Source organism: Phenylobacterium sp. LjRoot219 (assembly GCF_964252995.1).
Classification (GTDB): Bacteria; Pseudomonadota; Alphaproteobacteria; order Caulobacterales; family Caulobacteraceae; genus Phenylobacterium.
In genome coordinates this window covers 1507868-1524788 of sequence record NZ_CAXUQI020000001.1, presented here as the reverse complement: position 1 = coordinate 1524788, position 16921 = coordinate 1507868, and the positions used below count along the sequence as shown (strand labels likewise).

The 16921-nt window shown below is 69.3% G+C and carries 18 protein-coding genes and 1 pseudogene; 12 read left to right on the top strand and 7 right to left on the bottom strand.

The features are described from left to right. Nucleotides 1–48 precede the first annotated feature (48 nt). Complete coding sequence (locus tag ACSQ14_RS07530) at nucleotides 49–588, top strand: RcnB family protein (RefSeq protein WP_436011267.1); 540 nt, start codon at nucleotides 49–51, stop codon at nucleotides 586–588. 211 nt (nucleotides 589–799) lie between these two features. Here ACSQ14_RS07530 and gatB read toward each other — a convergent pair whose 3' ends face one another. From gatB to ACSQ14_RS07510, 4 genes are all read right to left on the bottom strand, one after another. After that, the gene (gatB, locus tag ACSQ14_RS07525; protein ID WP_436011265.1) at nucleotides 800–2305 is read right to left on the bottom strand and encodes an Asp-tRNA(Asn)/Glu-tRNA(Gln) amidotransferase subunit GatB; all 1506 of its coding nucleotides are present in this window, start codon (nucleotides 2303–2305) and stop codon (nucleotides 800–802) included. Nucleotides 2306–2309: 4 nt separating this feature from the next. Further along, the gene (gene gatA / locus ACSQ14_RS07520; RefSeq protein ID WP_436011263.1) at nucleotides 2310–3782 is read right to left on the bottom strand and encodes an Asp-tRNA(Asn)/Glu-tRNA(Gln) amidotransferase subunit GatA; all 1473 of its coding nucleotides are present in this window, start codon (nucleotides 3780–3782) and stop codon (nucleotides 2310–2312) included. Further along, complete coding sequence (gatC, locus tag ACSQ14_RS07515; protein WP_436011261.1) at nucleotides 3783–4070, bottom strand: Asp-tRNA(Asn)/Glu-tRNA(Gln) amidotransferase subunit GatC; 288 nt, start codon at nucleotides 4068–4070, stop codon at nucleotides 3783–3785. It lies immediately after the preceding gene. A gap of 200 nt (nucleotides 4071–4270) precedes the next feature. Further along, nucleotides 4271–5191, bottom strand: a complete 921-nt coding sequence (locus ACSQ14_RS07510; protein WP_436011259.1) for a sulfotransferase domain-containing protein — start codon at nucleotides 5189–5191, stop codon at nucleotides 4271–4273. Nucleotides 5192–5338: 147 nt separating this feature from the next. Here ACSQ14_RS07510 and ruvX point away from each other — a divergent pair, with 147 nt between their 5' ends. Beyond that, nucleotides 5339–5806: a Holliday junction resolvase RuvX gene (ruvX, locus tag ACSQ14_RS07505; protein ID WP_436011257.1), complete on the top strand. Its 468-nt coding sequence runs from the start codon at nucleotides 5339–5341 to the stop codon at nucleotides 5804–5806. On the opposite strand, the gene ACSQ14_RS07500 is transcribed toward ruvX, so the two are convergent. After that, entirely contained in the window at nucleotides 5803–6324 is a 522-nt protein-coding gene (locus ACSQ14_RS07500) for a hypothetical protein (protein WP_436011255.1), read from the bottom strand. The genes ruvX and ACSQ14_RS07500 overlap by 4 nt on opposite strands. Before the next feature lie 87 nt (nucleotides 6325–6411). Between ACSQ14_RS07500 and ACSQ14_RS07495 the strand changes: the two genes are divergently transcribed. From ACSQ14_RS07495 to ACSQ14_RS07455, 9 genes and pseudogenes are all read left to right on the top strand, one after another. After that, entirely contained in the window at nucleotides 6412–7389 is a 978-nt protein-coding gene (locus ACSQ14_RS07495) for an aspartate carbamoyltransferase catalytic subunit (RefSeq protein WP_436011253.1), read from the top strand. Then, nucleotides 7389–8681 (top strand): dihydroorotase, encoded by a 1293-nt coding sequence (gene pyrC / locus ACSQ14_RS07490; protein ID WP_436011251.1) that lies wholly within the window; start codon nucleotides 7389–7391, stop codon nucleotides 8679–8681. Before ACSQ14_RS07495 ends, pyrC begins: the two co-directional genes overlap by 1 nt. Before the next feature lie 236 nt (nucleotides 8682–8917). Further along, on the top strand, nucleotides 8918–9250 hold the full coding sequence (locus ACSQ14_RS07485) for a GFA family protein (RefSeq protein ID WP_436011249.1): 333 nt from the start codon (nucleotides 8918–8920) through the stop codon (nucleotides 9248–9250). A 54-nt stretch (nucleotides 9251–9304) separates the two neighbouring features. Continuing rightward, nucleotides 9305–9946 (top strand): glycerol-3-phosphate 1-O-acyltransferase PlsY, encoded by a 642-nt coding sequence (gene plsY / locus ACSQ14_RS07480; RefSeq protein ID WP_436011247.1) that lies wholly within the window; start codon nucleotides 9305–9307, stop codon nucleotides 9944–9946. Next, nucleotides 9943–11026 (top strand): annotated as a pseudogene (gene dprA / locus ACSQ14_RS07475) (DNA-processing protein DprA). The gene plsY and the pseudogene dprA overlap by 4 nt, the downstream one beginning before the upstream one ends. Nucleotides 11027–11144: 118 nt before the next feature. Then, nucleotides 11145–13775 (top strand): type I DNA topoisomerase, encoded by a 2631-nt coding sequence (gene topA, locus ACSQ14_RS07470; RefSeq protein ID WP_436011245.1) that lies wholly within the window; start codon nucleotides 11145–11147, stop codon nucleotides 13773–13775. 25 nt (nucleotides 13776–13800) lie between these two features. Then, nucleotides 13801–14142, top strand: a complete 342-nt coding sequence (locus ACSQ14_RS07465) for a hypothetical protein (RefSeq protein ID WP_436011243.1) — start codon at nucleotides 13801–13803, stop codon at nucleotides 14140–14142. Between the two features lie 115 nt (nucleotides 14143–14257). Then, nucleotides 14258–14500 (top strand): hypothetical protein, encoded by a 243-nt coding sequence (locus tag ACSQ14_RS07460; protein ID WP_436011241.1) that lies wholly within the window; start codon nucleotides 14258–14260, stop codon nucleotides 14498–14500. 247 nt (nucleotides 14501–14747) lie between these two features. Then, on the top strand, nucleotides 14748–14999 hold the full coding sequence (locus ACSQ14_RS07455) for an AAA family ATPase (RefSeq protein WP_436015381.1): 252 nt from the start codon (nucleotides 14748–14750) through the stop codon (nucleotides 14997–14999). Nucleotides 15000–15030: 31 nt separating this feature from the next. On the opposite strand, the gene ACSQ14_RS07450 is transcribed toward ACSQ14_RS07455, so the two are convergent. Beyond that, entirely contained in the window at nucleotides 15031–15399 is a 369-nt protein-coding gene (locus ACSQ14_RS07450) for a hypothetical protein (protein WP_436011239.1), read from the bottom strand. A 40-nt stretch (nucleotides 15400–15439) separates the two neighbouring features. Beyond that, nucleotides 15440–16198, bottom strand: a complete 759-nt coding sequence (locus ACSQ14_RS07445; RefSeq protein WP_436015379.1) for a TonB-dependent receptor domain-containing protein — start codon at nucleotides 16196–16198, stop codon at nucleotides 15440–15442. On the opposite strand from ACSQ14_RS07445, the gene ACSQ14_RS07440 reads away from it, so the two are divergent. Next, complete coding sequence (locus tag ACSQ14_RS07440) at nucleotides 16172–16894, top strand: substrate-binding domain-containing protein (RefSeq protein ID WP_436015377.1); 723 nt, start codon at nucleotides 16172–16174, stop codon at nucleotides 16892–16894. The genes ACSQ14_RS07445 and ACSQ14_RS07440 overlap by 27 nt on opposite strands. Nucleotides 16895–16921 lie beyond the last annotated feature (27 nt).

The window sequence follows — 16921 nt, the reverse complement described above, 5'->3', positions numbered from 1 at the left end:
CATCTTGGGCGCCATCGAAGGCCCGCAATCTGGGGTAAGTCGGGGTAAATGAAGCGCCTGTTCCGCATCGCCGTCGCCGCCGTCCTGGCCAGCTCGCTGTTTGCGAGCGGCGAGGCGCTGGCCGGCGACAAGGGCCGTGGCGGCCACGGGCAGGACCGCGGACGCGGCGAACGCAGCGAGCGCCCGCCCCGCGGCGAGCGCGAGTGGCGCGGAGATCGCGGGGATCGCGGCGATCGCGGGGACCGTCACGAGCGCAGCGACCGGGGCGACCAGCGCCGCGACCGCGGGGATCGCGATGATCGCGGCGACTATCGCCGAGACCGCGACGGTCGCGACGAGCGCCGCTGGGACGGCGGCGGGCGCGACGCCTACACCCCGCCCGGCTATGCGCGCCGCCAGCCGCCGCAGGGTTACGGCGTGCGCCGCGGCGGCCAGGTCCCGCCGGAGTACCGCGACCGCGAGGTGTCCGACTACGGCCGCCACCGGCTGCGCCCGCCGCCGCCGGGCTACGGCTGGGTGCGCATGGGCAACCGCTACGCCCTGGTGTCGCGCTCGACCGGGCAAATCTTCGACGTGATCGGGGACTAGCCGGCAAAACACCCGGTCATCCCCGCGAAAGCGGGGACCCAGTTTTTTTAGGCCGAGGCCACGGCCCCAGCACTGAACAACAAAAACGCCTGGATCCCCGCTTTCGCGGGGACGAGCGGGTGGGGCGGATGCCTGACGAGCGTCCCCGAGCACCCCGCAGGCGACTTGGGCTGGGTGGCCCGGACGAGCCGGGCCATGACGTGGGTTTTGCCTACTCCAGGCCCAGCTTGCTCTTCAGCAGCTGGTTGATGACCCCCGGGTTGGCCTTGCCCTGGGTGGCCTTCATCACCTGGCCGACGAACCAGCCGAGCGCCTGGGGCTTTTCCTTCACAGCCGAGGCCTGACCCGGGTTCGCCGCGATCAGGTCGTCGATGATCTTCTCCAGCGCGCCGGTGTCGGAGACCTGCTTCAGGCCCTGCTTCTCGACGATCTCGCTCGGACCGCCCTCGCCCGCCCACATGCGCTCGAAGACGTCCTTGGCGATCTTCGAGGAGATCACGCCCTCTTCGATCAACTGCACCAGCTCGGCGATCACGCTCGGCCCGAACGGGCTCTCTGTGATGTCCAGGTTGGCGGCGGTCAGCTTGGCGGCCAGGTCGTTGGTGACCCAGTTCGCCGTCAGCTTGGCGTCACGGCCCTTGGCGGCGGCCTCGTAGAAGTCCGCCCGCGCTTGCTCGGTGATCAGCACGCCGGCGTCATAGGCCGACAGGCCGTACTGCGACTGCAGCCGCGCCTTCTTGGCATCCGGCAGCTCCGGCAGACCGGCTTCGATCGCCTTGACCCAGGCCGGATCGAGCTCCAGCGGCAGCAGGTCCGGATCGGGGAAGTAGCGGTAGTCGTGCGCCTCTTCCTTCGACCGCATCGAGCGGGTCTCGCCCCTGTTCGGGTCGAACAGGCGGGTCTCCTGGTCGATCTTGCCGCCGTCCTCGAGGATCTCGATCTGCCGGCGCGCCTCGTACTCGATCGCCTGCTGGATGTAGCGGTACGAGTTGACGTTCTTGATCTCGCAGCGCGTGCCAAGGTGGCTGAAGCTGCCGGTCTCGCGGAACTTCTCATAGTCGCCAGGGCGGCAGACCGAGACGTTGACGTCGGCGCGCAGGTTGCCCTTCTCCATGTCGCCGTCGCAGGTGCCGAGGTAAACGAGGATCGTCCGCAACTTCTTCACATAGGCCGCGGCCTCTTCCGACGAGCGCATGTCGGGCTTCGAGACGATCTCCATCAGCGCCGTGCCGGACCGGTTCAGGTCGATGTAGGTGGCGTTCGGATCCTGGTCGTGCAGGCTCTTGCCGGCGTCCTGCTCCAGGTGCAGCCGCTCGATGCGCACGACGAAGGTCGTGCCGTCGTCGCGTTCGACCAGCACCTCGCCCTCGCCGACGATCGGGTCCTTGAACTGGCTGATCTGATAGCCCTGCGGCAGGTCCGGATAGAAGTAGTTCTTCCGGTCGAAGCGGGACCACAGGTTGATCTGCGCCTTCAGGCCCAGCCCGGTCTTCACCGCCTGCTCGACGCAGCGCTTGTTGATCACCGGCAGCATGCCCGGCATCGCCGCGTCGACCAGGGCGACCTGCTCGTTCGGGCCCGCGCCGAAGCCCACCGCCGCGCCGGAGAACAGCTTGGCGTTCGAGGCCACCTGGGCGTGGATCTCCAGCCCGAGGACGATTTCCCAATCGCCCGTGCGGCCCTTGATCACCTTGGATTTCTCAGCCGTTTCGCTCATCGGCTTACCACCACTTCTGCGGCCGGCCGCGGAAATCCGCCGCCTTTTCGATCGCGCCGCCTAGAGAAAATAGGGTGCCCTCGTCGAGAGGGCGACCGATCAGTTGCAGGCCGAGCGGCAGGCCGGCGGCGTCCAGCCCCGCCGGCAGGCTCATCCCCGGCAGGCCGGCCAGGTTGGTCGTCACGGTGAAGATGTCGTTCAAGTACATCGCCACCGGATCGTCGGCGTTCTCGCCGAGCTGGAAGGCGGCCGACGGCGCGGTCGGCGTCAGCAGCGCGTCGACCTTCTCGAACGCCTGGTCGAAGTCGTCGGCGATGCGCCGGCGGACCTTCAGCGCCTTCAGGTAGTAGGCGTCGTAATAGCCGGCCGAGAGCACGTAGGTGCCGACCAGGATCCGCCGCTTCACCTCGGTCCCGAAGCCTTCGGCGCGGGTGTTCTCGTAGGTCTCGGTCAGGTTCGCGCCGTCGACGCGCAGGCCGTAGCGCATGCCGTCATAGCGGGCGAGGTTCGACGAGGCCTCGGCCGGGGCGATGATGTAGTAGGCCGGCAGGGCGTACTTGGTGTGCGGCAACGAAACCTCGACGATCTCGCAGCCCGCCTCCTTCAGCCAGTCGATGCCCTTTTGCCAGAGCGCCTCGATCTCGCCCGGCATGCCGTCGACCCGGTATTCCTTCGGCACGCCGATCCGCAGGCCCTTCACCGACTTGCCGACGAAGGTCGGGAAGTCCGGAACCTCGATCGGCAGGCTGGTGGAGTCCTTCGGGTCGTGGCCGGCCATCGACTTCAGCAGGATCGCCGTGTCCTCGACCGTGCGGGCCATCGGCCCGGCCTGGTCCAGCGAGGAGGCGAAGGCGACCACGCCCCAGCGCGAGCAGCGGCCGTAGGTCGGCTTGATGCCGACGGTGCCGGTGAAGGCCGCCGGCTGGCGGATCGAGCCGCCGGTGTCGGTGGCGGTGGCGCCCAGGCAGAGGCCGGCGGCGACCGCCGCGGCCGAGCCGCCCGACGAGCCGCCCGGAGTCAGGTCGGCGTTGGAGCCCGCGCGGCGCCACGGGTTGATCACCGGACCGTAGGCCGAGGTCTCGTTCGACGAGCCCATGGCGAACTCGTCCATGTTGAGCTTGCCCAGCATCACCCCGCCGTCGCGCCACAGGTTGGCGGTGACGGTCGACTCATAGGTCGGCCGGAAGTTGCCGAGGATCTTGGACGCCGCGGTCGAGGACACGCCCTCGGTGCAGAACAGGTCCTTGATGCCCAGCGGCGCGCCGTCCAGCGGCCCGGCCTCGCCGCGGGCGCGGCGTGCGTCGGAGGCCTTGGCCATCTCGAGCGCCTTCTCCGGCGTCTCGACGACATAGGCGTTGAGCGCGCGGGCGGCTTCCACCGCGGTCACGTGGGCCTGGGTCAGCTCGGTCGAGGAGAAGGACTTGGCGGCGAGCCCGTCGAGGGCCGCCTTCAGCGTCAGCGAGGTGAGCTCGGACATCTATTCCACCACCTTCGGGACGACGAAGAAGTTGTTCACGGTCTTCGGCGCATTGCCGAGCACCTTGGCGGGATCGCCGCCGTCGGTGACCACGTCCTCGCGCATCGGCAGCGGCGTGTGCACGGCCGAGGTCATCGGCTCGACGCCGTCGGTGTCAACCTCGTTCAGCTGCTCGATCCAGTCGAGGATCCCGGACAGTTCCCTGGCCAGCGGCTCGAGCCGGTCTTCCGGTTCGGCGATCCGCGCGAGCCTGGCGACCTTGCGAACAGTCGCCGCATCGATGGACATGCCATCCCCTCCATAGTTTCGCGGGTGGGTTAGCCGCGGGCGGGGCGACTAGCAAGCGCCGCGGCGAGGGCATTGAAGATGCTCCCCCTCAGGGGGAGCTCCCGCGAAGCGGGTGAGGGGGTTGAAGTCCGCGGACTCCGCGGCTGAAACCCCCTCCGGCCCTCCGGGCCACCTCCCCCTGAGGGGAGGATCTTGAGGTGCTACGCCGGCTCCGCCTGGGCCGCCTGCCCTTCCGCCAGCCAGGCCGCGCAGGCGGGCCCGAGTTCCGCCGCAGCGCGGCGCTCGTAGGCGGCGATGTCGTCGGCGCTCAGCACGTCGCGCCAGCGGCCGTTGACGCCCTTGTGGATGAAGCACTGGGCGCCGCCCTCGAAGATCGCCCCCGACAGCGGGCTGACGTTCTCCGCGTGCGCCTTCATCCAGTCGAAGCCGCAGTGCTCGACCAGCGTCGGCCAGCGGTCCTCGGGGACGTCGCACTCCAGGAAGGCGGCGAGCTTGCGCATCTCGCCCTCCAGATCGCGCTTCAGGTCGTTGAAATGGATCAGCCGGACATTGGGCACGTCGCGGGCCGCCCACCAGGTGGCGATGTTCTCCCAGAACCGCCAAATCGGAAACCCGTCCTGCTCCAGCCAGGTCTGGAAGTAGCGGCGGATGTCGGGATCGGGCTTGTCGATCGGCGGCCCGACGCGGCCTGGCGTGTCGTTCAGCAGGTCGTACCAGAGCTGGTTGGCGCTGGCGTGGTGGTTGTAGAAGCTCCACACCACGTCGCGCCCGTCGCGGCCGATGTAGACGTACTTGGCCTTCGGCGAGAAGGTCAGCGCGTCAAGCGGCAGGTGGGTCTTGATCACCCGCCGGTGCTGCTGGGCCTCCAGCCGCTCCATGGTGTCCGGCGGCATGATCCGCAGGTCGAGCCAGGGCGAGATCTTGGCGATCTCCACGTCCGGGTCGCCCTGGAAAATCAGCTGGCCGACGATGTGCTGGGTCCATGTGGTCCCGGACTTGGCGTAGGTGGCCACGATCACGTCGTCGTCGCGGAAGGCGAAGCGATCCCAGATCGTGGAGTCCATGTGGTGGTTGTGAAGGTCGCGGGTCTTCTTCGGCCACGCGATGCTGGCGTCCGACATCTGAGGCCTCCCAAGCAAGCTTGGCCGCTCTCTAACGGCGGTCCTGGCGCAAACCAATAACGAAGTTCTTCCAGCTGTTCTGCAAAGAACGACAGGGCCGCGCGCCGCGCCCGCTCCGTCCGCTCGCGACCGTGCTAAGAGGCGCCCATGGCCGTCCTCGATCTCAGTGAATTTTCCGCCGCCCTCCCCGCCTACGCCCCCGTCGTCGGGCTGGACCTCGGCGAGCGCACCATCGGCGTCGCCGTCTCCGACACCACCCGCACGGTGGCCAGCCCGATGGAGACGATCCGCAAGACCAAGTTCACCGACGACGCCAAGCGGCTGTTCAAGCTGATGGAGAGCCGTGGCGCGGTGGCGATCGTCATCGGCCTGCCGGTCAACATGGACGGTACCGAAGGGACCCGCTGCCAGTCGAATCGCGCCTTCGCCCGCAACCTGCTGCGGCTGCGCGACCTGCCGATCGTCTTCTGGGACGAGCGGATGTCGACCATGGCGGTCAACCGCATGCTGATCGAGGAGATGGATGTCACCCGCGCCCGCCGCGCCGAGGTGGTCGACAAGGCCGCCGCCGCCTGGATCCTGCAGGGCGTGCTGGAGCGGCTGCGGGGGCTTTAGTGCGCGCCGGAGGCTGAGGCCGCTTCGGATTTCAGGCCCGCCTCCTCGAACAGCTTCGACATCTTCTTTTCGTCGAACTTCGCGCCGAAGCCCTCCATTTCTTTCATCACGCTAGCGTCGCCCATCAGGCCGCGCACCGCCACCTGCCCCAGAACTCCGAAGCTCGTCTCGATGGCGGAGGCGCCCTCATATTTGAGCGCCTCGATCGTCTGCCCTTTGCAGTCGACGAGCAGCAGCCGCTGCATCAGCTCTGCAGTCTGCTGGTTCGCGGCATCCCGCTGCTGGGCCGACACATTCGAATAGCTTCCGACCACCGGGCTGGCGGAGAAGACCGAAAAGATCCAACGCATGAAGGCTTCTTGATCCTGGCGGGTCGTCGCTCGGACCAGGCATCGCGACATGTCGTCGGTGTAGATTCCCGCAGAAGCCGGTGCTGGTAGCGCCGCAGACATAAGAACCGCCGCCACCGCGCCAGAAATAGCTCGCCGCATACAGCCCCCCAGTTGATTCGAGGCCATCGTACCTCGCGGCCCGATCGAGGCCACCTGAGAGGGGCGCGGTCCGGGCTTGGCGAGTGGGGCGGGCTAGCCTAATAGGCGGCTTTAATGAGCACATCGGCGCCCGGCCTGAACGAGGTCCTTGGCAGGACCTTCCCCTTCCCCAAGCGTCACTTCATTTCCGTATTGGATTTGAACGAGGTGGAGGTGGCCAACCTCCTCGACCTCGCCGACGGCTTTGTCGCCCTCAACCGCCAGAAATCGAAGAAGCTCGACCTGCTCAAGGGTCGCACGCTGATGAACCTGTTCTTCGAGAACTCGACGCGGACCCAGAGCTCGTTCGAGCTGGCCGGCAAGCGGCTGGGCGCGGACGTGGTCAACATGAGCCCGCGCTCGTCGTCGATCTCCAAGGGCGAGACGCTGATCGACACGGCGGTGACGCTGAACGCCATGCAGCCGGACCTCCTGGTGGTGCGCCACGCCTCTTCCGGCGCGGCCGCGCTGCTGTCGCAGAAGGTCACCTGCTCGGTGATCAACGCCGGTGACGGCCAGCACGAACACCCGACCCAGGCGTTGCTCGACGCGCTGTCGATGCGCCGGGCCTTCGGCTACATCGCCGGCCTGAAGGTGGCGATCTGCGGCGACGTGCTGCACAGCCGGGTGGCGCGCTCCAACGTCGGCCTGCTGCAGATGCTCGGCGCGCACGTGCGCCTGGTCGGCCCGCCGACCCTGATGCCGGCCCAGGCCGAGCGCTGGGGCGTCGAGGTGTTCCACGACATGCGCAAGGGCGTCGCCGGCTGCGACGTGGTGATGATGCTGCGGCTGCAGCTCGAGCGCATGGACGGGGTGATGGCACCCTCGCAGCGCGAGTATTTCCGCTTCTACGGGCTGGACCGCGAAAAGCTGGCCCACGCCGCGCCGCACGTCCGCGTCATGCACCCGGGCCCGATGAACCGCGGCGTCGAGATCGACTCCGACGTCGCCGACGACCTCGCGGTCAGCCTGATCCAGGATCAGGTCGAAATGGGCGTCGCCGCGCGCATGGCGGTGCTGGCCTCCCTCGCCGCCCGGCTGGACAACAACTGATGGCGACCCGCCCCACCGCATTCCTAGGCGCCCGCCTGCTCGACCCCGCCAGCGGCTATGACGGCCCCGGCGCGGTCATCGTCACCGACGGCGTGATCGCCGACGTGGTGAAGGGCGCCGACCCCGGCGCGCTGTCGGCCGACTTCGAGCTGATCGACGCCGGCGGCAAGGCGCTGCTGCCCGGCCTGGTCGACATCCGGGTGAAGACCGGCGAGCCGGGCGCCGAGCCCAAGGAGACGCTGAAATCCGCCGGCCTCGCGGCCGCGGCGGGCGGCGTCACCTCGATCGTCGTCCAGCCCGACACCAACCCGGTCGCCGACGACCCGGCGGTGGTCGACTTCATCCTGCGGCGGGCACGCGACATCGAGCTGGTCCACGTCTATCCGGCCGGCGCGGCGACCAAGGGCGCCTTGGGCGAGCGGATGGCCGAGATCGGCCTGATGCATGACGCCGGCTGCGTCTACATCACAGACGCCGACCGGCCGATCACCAACTCCAAGGTGCTGCAGCGGGTGCTGGCCTACGCCAAGGCGTTCGGCGTGCTGGTCGCCCACCGGCCGGCCGACCCGTGGCTGTCCGCCGGCGCGGCGGCGACCTCCGGCGAGTTCGCCGGGCGCATGGGCCTGCCCAGCGTGCCGGCGATCGCCGAGAAGATCATGCTGGAGCGCGACCTGGCGCTGGTCGAGGTGACCGGCGCACGGCTGATCGTCGACCAGATCACCACCGCCGCGGCGCTGGAGAGCCTGAAGCGGGCCCAGGACAAGGGCCTTCCGGTGGTCGCCACCACCTCGATCAATCACCTGTCGTTCAACGAGGTGGACATCGGCGACTACCGCACCTTCTGCAAGCTCGACCCGCCGCTGCGCGCCGAGGACGACCGGCAGGCGTTGATCGACGCGGTGGCCTCCGGCCAGATCGGCGTCGTCGTCTCGGCCCACGCGCCGGCCCCGGCCGAGGACAAGCGCCTGCCCTACAACGAGGCGGCGCCGGGCGCGATCGGCCTGCAGACCCTGCTGCCGGCCCTGCTCGCCTTCCACCACGAGGGCCGCATCCCGCTGCTCGACCTGATCCGCACGGTGACCTACGCCCCGGCCGAACTGCTCGGCTTGCCGGCCGGCCGCCTGGCCAAGGCCGCCCCCGCCGACCTGGTGCTCTGCGACCTGAACGCGCCGCTGGTGATCGACGCCGACAAGCTGCTGTCCAAGTCGAAGAACTCGCCGTTCGACGGCCGCCGTCTGCAGGGCAAGGTGCTGCACACCCTGGTCGACGGCCGGACGGTGTACCGGGCCTAGACGTTCCGCTTTCGTTCTTGCGGCCAGCGCACCTGCGGCTTAGGCTCGGAACGCGATTGGCGCTGGCGCCAAACGCCCCCTCCGTCTCGCGCCTGCGGCGCGATCCACCTCCCCCGCTGCGCGGTGGAGGATCTGGGCGCCGAGATGCTCCACCGCTTTAGCGGGGGAGCTGTCGGCGAAGCCGACTGAGGGGGCGTTCGGCGTCTGCCATAGCCCTGAGCGTGCAGGAGGCCTGAATGACCTGGCGAGGCGGTTGCAAGTGCGGCGCGGTGGCCTTCGAGGCTGCGGGCGACCCGCAGAAGCTGATGGAGTGCAACTGCTCCATCTGCCGGCCGAAGGGCTACCTCCACTGGTTCGTGCCGGAGCAGGACTTCAAGCTCGAACGCGGCGAGGCCGCGCTGGGCTCGTTCAAGTTCAACAAGCACCTGCTCGACCACCGGTTCTGCCAGACCTGCGGCGTCGCGCCGTTCGTGCAGGGGCCCGGCACGGTGGCGGTCAACGCCCGCTGCCTGGAGGGCTTCGACCTCGCCTCGGTACCGATCGAGCCGTTCGACGGCGCGGCGCTCTAGGTGACGCTCGGGGCGGCGCAGGCTAACCAAGGGCGCTGAACGGGGGAAAGCGCCATGGCTGTCGACATCAATCCGGTCCTGATCGGCGCCGCCGTCGGCGGCGGCTACCTGCTGGGGTCGATCCCCTTCGGGGTGATCATCATGCGCGCGGCCGGCGCGGGCGATCCGCGCGCCATCGGCTCGGGCAACATCGGCGCGACCAACGTGCTGCGCAGCGGCCGCAAGGGCCTGGCGTTCGCCACCCTGCTCTGCGACGGCGGCAAGGGCGCGCTGGCGGTGCTGATCGCCTGGCTCGCCACCCGCCACGCCAGCCTCGAGACCCAGGCGGTGCTCACCGCCCTGGCCGGCGGCGCGGCCTTCCTCGGCCACCTGTTCCCGGTCTGGCTGGGCTTCAAGGGCGGCAAGGGGGTGGCGACCTTCTTCGGCACCCTGCTGGCCGCGGCCTGGCCGGTCGGGCTGGCGGCCGCGGCGACCTGGCTCGTCGCCGCCTTCCTGTTCCGCATCTCCTCGCTGGCCGCGCTGGTCGCCGCCCTGCTCGCCCCGCTCTACGCCCTGCTGCTGGGCCGCCCGGTGATCGCCGCCCTGGCCGCCTTCATGGCGGTGCTGATCTACATCCGCCACGCCGCCAACATCGGCCGCCTGTTGAAGGGCGAGGAACCGCGGATCGGCGGCAAGAAGGGATCCTCAGGCGCGTGACCCACAAGCTCGACGCGCGCCAGCGGCGCGACTGGCTGACGCTGGCGCGGACCGAGAACGTCGGGCCGGTCGCCTTCGAGCAACTGGTCGACCGCTTCGGCTCGGCGGCCGAGGCGCTGGAGGCGATCCCTGAGCTCGCGCGCCGCGGCGGGCGCGCCCTGCGGCTGCCCAGCGCCGCCGAGATCGACCAGGAGCTGGCCGGCGGCGAGGCGCTCGGCGCGCGGCTGATCGCCGCCTGCGAACCCGACTTCCCCCAGGCGCTGGCCGCGCTGGATCCGCCGCCGCCGCTGATCTGGGCGCGCGGCCGGCCGGAGCTGCTCGACCGCCCGTCGGTCGCCGTGGTCGGCCCGGGTGGCCTCGGCCGCCGGCCAGCGCTTCGCCCGCGGGCTCGCCGCCGAGCTCGGCCGCGCCGGCCTGGTGGTGGTCTCCGGCATGGCCCGCGGCGTCGACGGCGCGGCGCACGACGGCGCCCTGGCCACCGGCACGGTGGCGGTGCTGGGCGGCGGCGTCGACGACGTCTATCCGCCGGACCACGCCGGCCTCTACGCCCGCATGGTCGAGGGCGGCTGCATCGTCTCCGAGAGCCCGCCCGGCAAGACCGCGACCGCCCGCGACTTCCCGCGGCGCAACCGGATCATCTCCGGCCTGTCGCGCGCCGTGGTGGTGGTCGAGGCCGAGCTGCGCTCAGGCTCGCTGATCACCGCGCGGCTGGCCGCCGAACAGGGCCGCGAGGTGCTGGCGGTGCCGGGCTCGCCGCTCGACCCGCGGTCGCGGGGCACCAACGACCTGATCCGCCAGGGCGCGGCGATCTGCGAGGGCGTCGACGACGTGCTGCGGGCGTTGGAAGGCCTCGGCGGCCTGCGCGAGCGCGAGCGCCGGACCGCGCTCGGCCCGCCGGCGGAACCCGACGCCGACCTGATCGAAAAGGTCGCCGCCCTGCTCTCGCCGACCCCGGTTTCGCGCGACGAAATCGTCCGCGCCGCGGCCGCGCCGGGACCGGCCGTCTATGCCGCTCTGGTGGAATTATCCCTCGCCGGACGTGCCGAGCTCTTGCCGGGAGGGCTGGTGTCCAACCAATGAGCCCCTTAAGGGGCTCTCACAATTGCGCTGCGCAGGCCCGTTGACATGGGCGAGGCGCCACCCCCACCTTCCCGCCACTCAGAGCCGGGCGACCCGCCCGCGGAACGACAGAGAATAGATGAACGTCGTCGTCGTCGAGAGCCCCGCCAAGGCCAAGACCATCAACAAGTACCTGGGCTCGGGCTACAAGGTGCTGGCCTCTTACGGCCACGTGCGCGATCTGCCGGCCAAGGACGGCTCGGTGCGGCCGGACGAGGACTTCGCCATGTCCTGGGACGTCGACGCCAAGGCCGCCAAGCGGCTGGCGGAGATCGCCGACGCGGCCAAGGGCGCGGACACCATCATCCTCGCCACCGACCCGGATCGCGAGGGCGAGGCCATCTCCTGGCACGTGCTGGAGGTGCTGCAGAAGAAGCGCGCGCTGAAGGACGCCAAGGTCCAGCGGGTGGTCTTCAACGCCATCACCAAGTCCGCCGTGACCGAGGCGATGCGGCACCCGCGCGATCTCGACATGGAGTTGGTCGACGCCTACCTGGCGCGCCGCGCGCTGGACTATCTGGTCGGCTTCACCCTCTCGCCGGTGCTGTGGCGCAAGCTGCCGGGCGCCCGCTCGGCCGGCCGCGTGCAGTCGGTGGCCTTGCGGCTGGTCGTCGATCGCGAGATCGAGATCGAGCGCTTCAAGACCCAGGAATACTGGACCGTCGAGGCGAACGTCTCCGCCGGCGGCGATCCGTTCCTGACCCGCCTCGTCAAGCACGAGGGCAAGAAGCTCACCAAGTTCGATCTGCCGAACGAAACCTCGGCCTTCGCCGCGCGCGACGCGGTCAAGGCCGCGAGCTTCAAGATCCATGCGGTCGAGAAGAAGCCGGGCAAGCGCTCGCCGCCCCCGCCCTTCACCACCTCGACCCTGCAGCAGGAAGCCTCCCGAAAGCTCGGCTTCGACGCCAAGCGCACCATGCAGGCGGCGCAGAAGCTGTACGAGGGCATCGACATCGGCGGCGAGACCGTCGGCCTGATCACCTATATGCGGACCGACGGCGTGCAGACCGCGCCTGAGGCGCTGGACGAGGCCCGCCAGGTGATCGGCGGGATCTACGGCCGCGAATACGTGCCGGAGAAGGCGCGGATCTACTCCACCAAGGCGAAGAACGCCCAGGAGGCCCACGAGGCGATCCGCCCGACCAGCCTGGCGCGCAATCCCGGAAAGCTGCGCCTCGACGGCGACCTCGGCCGGCTCTACGAGCTGATCTGGAAGCGGATGATCGCCTCGCAGATGGAGTCCGCCCGGATCGAACGGACCACCATCGATCTCGACAGCGCCGACGGAAAGACCGGCCTGCGCGCCACCGGCCAGGTGGTGCTGTTCGACGGCTATCTGGCGGTCTACGAGGAGGGCCGCGACGACGACGCCGACGAGGAAGGCGGCCGCCTGCCGCAGGTGAAGGAAGGCGCCGACGCCAAGGTCGCCGACGCCCGCGCCGACCAGCACTTCACCGAGCCGCCGCCGCGCTACTCGGAAGCCAGCCTGGTGAAAAAGATGGAGGAGCTCGGCATCGGCCGGCCCTCGACCTACGCCTCGGTGCTCTCGGTGCTGCGCGACCGCGCCTATGTGCGGATGGAGAAGAACCGCTTCATCCCCGAGGACAAGGGCCGCCTGGTCACGGTCTTCCTCGAGGAGTTCTTCCGCAAGTACGTCGAGTACGACTTCACCGCCGACCTCGAGGAGAAGCTCGACCTGGTCTCGGCCGGCGAGCTCGACTGGAAGGTGCTGCTGCGCGAGTTCTGGACCGACTTCCACGCCAAGACCCAGGAAATCGGCAACCTGCGCACCCGCGAGGTGCTGGACAACCTCGACAGCGCGCTGGCGCCCTTCCTCTATCCGCCGAAGGCCGACGGCGCCGATCCGCGCGTCTGCCCGACCTGCGGCGCCGGCCAGCTCAGCCTGAAGACCAGCCGTTTCGGCCCGTTCGTCGGCTGCTCCAACTATCCGGAGTGCCGCTACACCCGCCCGATCGGCCAGGCCGAGGGCGAGAACGGCGGCGAGAACGGCGACCGCGAGCTCGGGACCGATCCCGAGAGCGGCGACACCGTCTACCTCAAGGCCGGCCGCTTCGGCCCCTACGTGCAGCTCGGCGAGGGCGAGAAGCCCAAGCGCTCCAGCCTGCCCAAGGGCTGGTCGGCCGCGGCGATGGACCTGGAAAAGGGCCTGCGGCTGCTGCGTCTCCCCCGGGAGGTCGGGCTGCATCCCGAGGACAGCCAGCCGATCCTGGCCGGCATCGGCCGCTACGGCCCGTTCGTCCAGCACAGCGGCACCTACGCCAACCTGCCGTCGGTCGACGAGGTGTTCGAGGTCGGCCTCAACCGGGCCGTCGCCCTGCTCGCCGAGAAGCGGGCCGGCGGCGCGGGCCGGCGCGGCGAGGCGGCGGCGCTGAAGGAGCTGGGGAACCACCCGGTCGACGGCCAGCCCATCCGCGTGCTGTCGGGCCGCTACGGCCCCTACATCAAGCACGGCGCGACCAACGCCAACGTCCCGCGCGGCTCCGACCCGCAGGCGCTGACGCTCGAAGAGGCGGTGACGCTGATCGCCGAGCGCGAAGCCAAGGGTGGCGGGGCGAAGAAGAAGCCGGCCCGCGCGACCAAGGCCAAGGCCGAGGGCGGCGCCGCCAAGAAGACGACCGCCAAAAAAGCTCCGGCCAAGAAGCCGGCGGCGAAGAAGACCGCCAAGAAGGCGGAAGCCGAAGAGGCGTAAGGCCCGGCCGAACAACGGGGCGCGAATGCGCCCCGTTGTTCCACTTTCGTTCACACGCCAAAGCGCGACCATGGTTCTGCCAGTTCGCGAATTCTCCGCCGCGGGCTACCGCTCGCTGCAGCGGATCCATTACCCGATGTCGCGCCTCGACGTGTTCGTGGACGCCAACGGCGTCGGCAAGTCCACTCTCTACCGCGGGCTCGAGCTGCTCCAGGCGGCGGCGGCCAACACCTTGGGCGACGAGCTGGCGCGCGAGGGACTGGACCTGGCGATTTGGGCGGGGCCGCGCAAGAAGGGGCCCGCGGCTGATCAAGCTGGCCGCCAGCTTCGCCGAACCGAAGCGGCTGGACGCCGCTTACCGATATGAGGTCGAGGTCGGCTTCCCGCCGAACCCGCCTCCGCTGGGCGCACCCTTCCCGCTCGCGCCCGAGATCAAATCCGAGACTCTGACCTTCATCGACGGTCGCCGCTCGGTGCGGCTGATGGAGCGCGAAGGGGTCCGCGTGATGGCGCGCGACGAGGACGGCCGCCGCGTCGAGATCGACATTGATCTTCTCGACTCGGAGACCGCGCTCGGTCGACTGGAGGATCCTTCGCGCTATCCAACGCTGGATCTTGTCCGGCGCACCCTGCTGGAGTGGCGCCTCTACCATGGCCTCAGGACCGACACGGACTCACCGCTCCGCAGACCCTGCGTCGGCGCCCCCCCCGACGCTGGCGTCTGATGGCTCAAACCTGGCGGCGGTCTTCGCCACCCTGGCGCACATCCGCCAGGACACCGCCGACCTCGTCGAAATGGTCGACCGCGCCTTCCCAGGCGCGGCGTTGAACATAGACAAGCCTGGGCGGTCGGCGGAGTTCTCGATGAGCTCCCCGGAGTTCCCGCAGCGGACGTTCAGTCCGCCGAGTTCTCCGACGGCACCTTGCGCTTCCTGGGGCTGGCCGGCGCGCTGATGGCCTACCGCCTGCCGCCTGCCGCCGTTCATCGCGCTCAACGAGCCGGAGTCCAGCCTGCCCCCCGACCTGATGGAGCCGCTGGCGGAAATGGTCCGCAACGCGGCGGACCGCACCCAGGTCTGGCTGGTCACCCACTCCGAGCGGTTGGCCGAGGCGATCCGAAAGTCCGGCGACGGCGAAGTGCGCACTGTGTTGAAGCAGAACGGCGCGACGACCATCGCGGGGCTGACCCTGCTGAGGACGTTCCGCGAGGAGGACGAGGACTGAAGCTATACGGCGCAGCGACGCCGGCCGGAGGTCAGGTCCCGAAGCGGACCCGCAGACGGGCGCCATACATGCGCGGCTCGCCTAAAATGAGCGACTCGAAGCCCGCCGAAGCCCAGGTCCCGCCGATCGCGACGGGGTACTTCTCCTTGGTCACATTGGTCACGAACAGGCCCAGATCGATCGGCCGGCCGAACATATCGTTCCAGTTGAGGTTCAGGTTCAGCAGGTCGGTGGCTGGCAAGATCCCCAGGGGCGAGTTGGCGTTGGCGATCTGCTTGTCGACGTGGGTGTAGGTTGCGCTCAACGACAGGTCGCCGAAGCGCTCGTCCAGCGGCGCCTGATAGGTCGTCGTCAGCGTAAGCTTGTTCTTCGGCGCGTAGGTCAGCTCGCCGCCGACCACGGCGTTCGGAAGGATCGCCGAATAGATGTTGGTCGGGAAGCTAGGACTTCAGCTTGGTGTCCAGGTATGCGTAGCCGAAGCTTACGGTCAGGTCGTCGAGCAGCGTCACCGCGCCGTCGACCTCCAGGCCCGCGATGCGCGACTTGCCCGAATTGACGATCACGGCGGCGCCCGCGAACGGCGGGATCGCGACCGCGCCGGCCATCAGCTGCTGGTCCTTCAGCTCGTTGTAGAAGGCGGCGATGTTGAAGTTCCCGCGCACGGTCCCGTTGAAGCTGGTCTTGGCGCCGATCTCGTAGGAATCGACCGTCTCCGGCCCCCAGGTTTCGAACCCGACGTTGGACGTGTTCACCGAGCCCTGCCGATAGCCGCGCGCGTACTTCGCATAGACCAGGAAGTCCGGGTTCGGCTTGTAGTCGAGGTCGATCACCCAGGTGGGCTTGGTCGACTTCTCCGTGCGCTCGAGCCTGCAGGCCGACGGCTCCGCCACCTTGGGATCGACCACGGGCGTATTCGGGAAATAGGCGATGTTCGAGCAGGCGAAGGTCGGGTTGTTCGGCGTCGGGAAGCTGGCCCGGACGACCTCGCCGACGCCGGTGGTCTTGTCCGAGGTGATCCGGAAGCCGCCGATCAAGCTGAGCGTATCGGTGAACTTGTAGGTCGACTGCAGGTACACCGCGGCGTTCGTGAACCTGTAGGTCGTCCCGGAAATGTTGAGGCTGCCAAAGGGCCGGCCGCCCGCGAGCGCCGAAAGGACGTCGGCGCACCGGTAATAGGCCGCATCCTCGCAGCTGATCATGATGGTGTTCAGCGTGAAGAGGAGGTCGGCTTTCTGAAGAACGAGATCGCCGGCAAGCTGACGGTCGGATTCACCCCGCTTGCGGGCGGGCCGTCGTTGGCCGGCGCGATCGCCACCTTCCGACAACGCTACCCGGCGATTGAGCTGAAACTTCTCGAACTCCGCCCTCACGAAATCCTCGAAGGCGTCCGCAACGGCTCGCAGGATTTCGGCCTGATCACCCTGTACGGAAAAACCAGCCTTCCGGGCTTCCATACGGAAATCGTCCATGGCCTCGACACGGTCTTGATCAGCGGCGGCCCGCGCCCGGCCGGGCCGCTGGCGATCGCCGACCTCCTTCATCGCGAGTGGCTCGACGCGGATGTCGGCGATCCGGCGACAGGTTACATCTCGACCCTGATGAGCGGCCTTGGCCTTCCGCTCCCCAAGCGGATCCTGCGCTGCTCCTCGATCCACCTCTGCGCCCGCCTCGCCGTCGAGCTTGGCGTGATCTGCGGGGTGACGCGGATCGCGCTTCCGTCCCTCCGGTCGGAGATCGAGGCGGGCGCGCTGACGCCGCTCGACGTGACCGCCGACCTCCCGAGGATGAATGTCGCCCTGGCCTTCCCGGACGAGGAGCTGATGTCGCCCGCCGCCCGCGAACTGGCGCGGCTGCTCCGGGCGAGATTCGGCGGCTCCCGGGCGCCCATCGCTTGAGCTCCGGCGCGGCCTTGCGCGAACCTC

What these genes read in the sequence shown, in the direction of transcription:
- ACSQ14_RS07530 (WP_436011267.1), top strand. Translation starts at nt 49, where the DNA reads ATGAAGCGCCTGTTCCGCATCGCCGTCGCCGCCGTCCTGGCCAGCTCG.
- gatB (WP_436011265.1), bottom strand. Translation starts at nt 2,305, where the DNA reads ATGAGCGAAACGGCTGAGAAATCCAAGGTGATCAAGGGCCGCACGGGC.
- gatA (WP_436011263.1), bottom strand. Translation starts at nt 3,782, where the DNA reads ATGTCCGAGCTCACCTCGCTGACGCTGAAGGCGGCCCTCGACGGGCTC.
- gatC (WP_436011261.1), bottom strand. Translation starts at nt 4,070, where the DNA reads ATGTCCATCGATGCGGCGACTGTTCGCAAGGTCGCCAGGCTCGCGCGG.
- ACSQ14_RS07510 (WP_436011259.1), bottom strand. Translation starts at nt 5,191, where the DNA reads ATGTCGGACGCCAGCATCGCGTGGCCGAAGAAGACCCGCGACCTTCAC.
- ruvX (WP_436011257.1), top strand. Translation starts at nt 5,339, where the DNA reads ATGGCCGTCCTCGATCTCAGTGAATTTTCCGCCGCCCTCCCCGCCTAC.
- ACSQ14_RS07500 (WP_436011255.1), bottom strand. Translation starts at nt 6,324, where the DNA reads ATGGCCTCGAATCAACTGGGGGGCTGTATGCGGCGAGCTATTTCTGGC.
- ACSQ14_RS07495 (WP_436011253.1), top strand. Translation starts at nt 6,412, where the DNA reads ATGAGCACATCGGCGCCCGGCCTGAACGAGGTCCTTGGCAGGACCTTC.
- pyrC (WP_436011251.1), top strand. Translation starts at nt 7,389, where the DNA reads ATGGCGACCCGCCCCACCGCATTCCTAGGCGCCCGCCTGCTCGACCCC.
- ACSQ14_RS07485 (WP_436011249.1), top strand. Translation starts at nt 8,918, where the DNA reads ATGACCTGGCGAGGCGGTTGCAAGTGCGGCGCGGTGGCCTTCGAGGCT.
- plsY (WP_436011247.1), top strand. Translation starts at nt 9,305, where the DNA reads ATGGCTGTCGACATCAATCCGGTCCTGATCGGCGCCGCCGTCGGCGGC.
- topA (WP_436011245.1), top strand. Translation starts at nt 11,145, where the DNA reads ATGAACGTCGTCGTCGTCGAGAGCCCCGCCAAGGCCAAGACCATCAAC.
- ACSQ14_RS07465 (WP_436011243.1), top strand. Translation starts at nt 13,801, where the DNA reads ATGCGCCCCGTTGTTCCACTTTCGTTCACACGCCAAAGCGCGACCATG.
- ACSQ14_RS07460 (WP_436011241.1), top strand. Translation starts at nt 14,258, where the DNA reads ATGGAGCGCGAAGGGGTCCGCGTGATGGCGCGCGACGAGGACGGCCGC.
- ACSQ14_RS07445 (WP_436015379.1), bottom strand. Translation starts at nt 16,198, where the DNA reads ATGATCAGCTGCGAGGATGCGGCCTATTACCGGTGCGCCGACGTCCTT.